Source organism: Sphingomonas sp., assembly GCF_019242355.1.
GTDB lineage: Bacteria > Pseudomonadota > Alphaproteobacteria > Sphingomonadales > Sphingomonadaceae > Sphingomicrobium.
Genome location: NZ_JAFAVR010000028.1, coordinates 1 through 2,675, shown reverse-complemented (window position 1 = coordinate 2,675; position 2,675 = coordinate 1). Strand labels below are relative to the sequence as shown.

Below are 2,675 nucleotides of genomic sequence, written 5' to 3'. Positions count from 1 at the left end.
AGCTGCGCCTGTCCGGCGCCGCCGCAATGAGCGGGCCTGTCCAGTTCGGGTCGGGCACCGACAGCGTGCAGCTGTCCGGAACGTCGGTCTTGACCGGCGCCGTGGATTTCGGCGGAGGCGCGGACTCGCTCGCTCTGTCGGGAACATCGGCGTTTCACGGAACGCTTGCCAACAGCTCCGGGACCGCCGTCAACGTCGGTGCCGGGTCGATGTTCGACGTGACGGCCACCGGCGCGACCAACCTTGCGTCGTTGACCACCGGAGCAGGCTCGACGCTCGGCGTTTCGATTGGCGGCGGTGCAGCCACCATGTTCAATGTATCCGGCGCTGCAGACTTCGGCGCCGGCACCAACGTCAAGCTCAACCTGCTGACGCTCGGCGGAGTCTCCGGCACCTACCAGATCGTCCAGGCGGGAACGGTGACCGGCGCCGACAACCTGGCGGTCTCATCCTTGCCGTTCCTCTATTCCGCGAACGTGCTGAGCAGCACGCCCGGACAAGTGTCCCTCGACGTGCAGCTCAAGAGCGGCGACCAGCTTGGGCTCAACAGGTCCGAGGCGAGCGCTCTCAACGCCGTCGTCGCGGCTGCGGACTCGGATGCGCCGATCGCCCAGGTGTTCCTCGGCGCGCCGGACAGCGCGACCCTCCGCGCGTCGCTTCAGCAGATGCTTCCGGACTACGCCGGCGGCGCTTTCGAAAATGCGACCAAGGGGCCGCGCCTGACGAGCGAAATCCTCGCCGACCCGTACGCGCCGGTGCTCGAGCAGCCCGGCATGGGCCTGTGGCTGCAGCAGGTCGGGTGGGGAACCAGCAAGTCGATTGGCGATACCTCGTCGTACAAGCTGTCGGCCTGGGGTGCCGCGGCCGGCCTCGAGCGCAATCTCGGCATCGGCAGCATCGGCCTGATGGGCGCCTATTACGCCAGCAACAACAACTCGCGGCATCACGACACGCTGACGGGAACGGAGTTCCAGGGCGGCCTCTACTGGCGCGCCAACTTCGGCCATCTTCACACGTTCGCGCTCGGTTCGATCGGTCACGTCAAATATGACGGCAAGCGGTATTTCGAGGGCACCGTGAACGGCACCGCCATCACCCGCGAAGCAGACGGCAATTGGAGCGGCACGCTGACCTCGGCGACGGGCGGAGTTTCCTACGAGGCGCGGATGGGCCGGCTCAGCGTCCGGCCCAACGCGCTGATCGAATATTACCGGCTCAAGGAAAACGGCTATGACGAAACCGGCGGCGGCTCGGCTTTCGACCTCAGCGTCGGCGGCCGGACCAGCAACGAGACCGCCGCGTCGGCCAACCTGTCGCTCGGCTACGATTTCCTCGCGACCAACACGCATGATCCGTGGTTGCGGCTCGAGCTCGAAGGCGGCCGCCGGCAGATCCTGAGCGGAACGCTCGGTTCGACGGTGGCTCATTTCGCCGGCGGCAGCGACTTCACCTTGACGCCGGACGCGCGCACCAACGGATGGCGCGGCGCAATCCGCCTTGCCGGCGGCGGAACGGGCATCGGCGTGTCAGGTGAAGTCAATGCCGAGGAGCAGCAGGGCCACGCATCGATCGGCGCGCGGGCAGGAATCCAGCTCTCGTTCTAACGAGCGAGAGCGGCGCTCGCCGTTCCGTCACTCTCCCGGCGCGCTTGCCCGGATCGAGAGCGCGTGGACGCGCTCGCGCATCAGGTCGTCGAGAGCGGCATAGACCAGACGCTGCCGCTCGACCCGGCTCTTCCCCGTGAATGCCGCGCTTTCGATGCGAAGGGAGAAGTGGCTCTCGCCGGCCGGATTGTAGCCCCCGTGGCCGCGATGCTTCTCGCTGTCGTCGGTGAGCTCGATGCGCGTCGGGGTCAGCGCTGAACCGAGCCGTTGAAGCATCTCGGCCGCGACCGGTCCGGTTCCTTGAGCGTTCATCGCGCCTATATAGGCGAATTCCATGGCGACGAAGCAATCCAGGATGCACGGGCGGGTCGAAGGGGCGAGAGCCTGCTGCGCCGTGCCCGGATGCGACGAGCCTGGCGAGTTCAAGGCGCCGCTGTCGCCCTCCGGCTTCGACGGGCCGGGGGACTGGAGATTCCTCTGCCTCGAGCATGTCCGCGAGCACAACGCCCGCTACAATTATTTCGAGGGCATGAGTCCCGAGGAGATTACCGAGGCCCAGCGCCCGCTCGCGGGCTGGGACCGTCCGAGCCGCCGCTTCGCGGCAAACGGGTCCGACCCGCCGCCGGCGTGGAGCGACTTCGCGGACCCGCTGGATGCGATTGCCGCCCGCTTCGGTCGTCGCGGCGCCGGGGCCAAGCCCTCACGGTTCACCCCTGACGAGCGCAAGGCGCTGTCGGTGCTCGGCCTCGGCGACGACGCCGACCGGCATGCGCTGCGCCGGCGTTACTCCAGTCTGGTCCGCCGCTTCCATCCGGACCGCAACGGTGGCGACCGCTCGCAGGAGGAACGACTGGGTCGGGTGATCGAGGCCTATCAGCTGCTCCGGAAGGCCGCCGCCTTCGCTTAGTCGCGATCAGGCGCGCCGAGCGGGAAATAGGCGCGATAGGGCCGCGCTTCGTCGACGACCCGCGCCACCGACGGCCGGGACAGGACCCGGGCCCGATAGTCCTTGAGGTTCGCAAGCGCGTCGGGGATCGGCTGCACCCAGTCGGCATAGGATAGCGACGGCGC

Annotated in this window: 3 protein-coding genes and 1 pseudogene; 2 read left to right on the top strand and 2 right to left on the bottom strand. The window is 68.0% G+C overall.

Translation table 11 applies throughout. The features are described from left to right. Positions 1-1,604, top strand: a 1,604-nt coding sequence (locus tag JOZ79_RS01100) for an autotransporter outer membrane beta-barrel domain-containing protein (RefSeq protein ID WP_294069399.1), incomplete at its 5' end; no start/stop codon positions are given. Positions 1,605-1,631: 27 nt separating this feature from the next. Here the strand turns inward: JOZ79_RS01100 and JOZ79_RS01095 are convergent. Next, entirely contained in the window at positions 1,632-1,940 is a 309-nt protein-coding gene (locus tag JOZ79_RS01095; RefSeq protein ID WP_294069397.1) for a BolA family protein, read from the bottom strand. A gap of 19 nt (positions 1,941-1,959) precedes the next feature. Here JOZ79_RS01095 and JOZ79_RS01090 point away from each other — a divergent pair, with 19 nt between their 5' ends. Beyond that, positions 1,960-2,511 carry a J domain-containing protein gene (locus JOZ79_RS01090; RefSeq protein WP_366514781.1) on the top strand — a complete coding sequence of 184 codons (552 nt, stop codon included), beginning with the start codon at positions 1,960-1,962 and terminating at the stop codon, positions 2,509-2,511. Here the strand turns inward: JOZ79_RS01090 and JOZ79_RS01085 are convergent. Next, positions 2,508-2,675, bottom strand: a pseudogene (locus tag JOZ79_RS01085) (glutathione S-transferase family protein); the annotation flags it as partial. The gene JOZ79_RS01090 and the pseudogene JOZ79_RS01085 sit on opposite strands and share 4 nt — an antisense overlap.

Coding starts and splice junctions, on each gene's coding strand:
- JOZ79_RS01095 (WP_294069397.1), bottom strand. CDS start 1,940: ATGGAATTCGCCTATATAGGCGCGATGAACGCTCAAGGAACCGGACCG.
- JOZ79_RS01090 (WP_366514781.1), top strand. CDS start 1,960: ATGCACGGGCGGGTCGAAGGGGCGAGAGCCTGCTGCGCCGTGCCCGGA.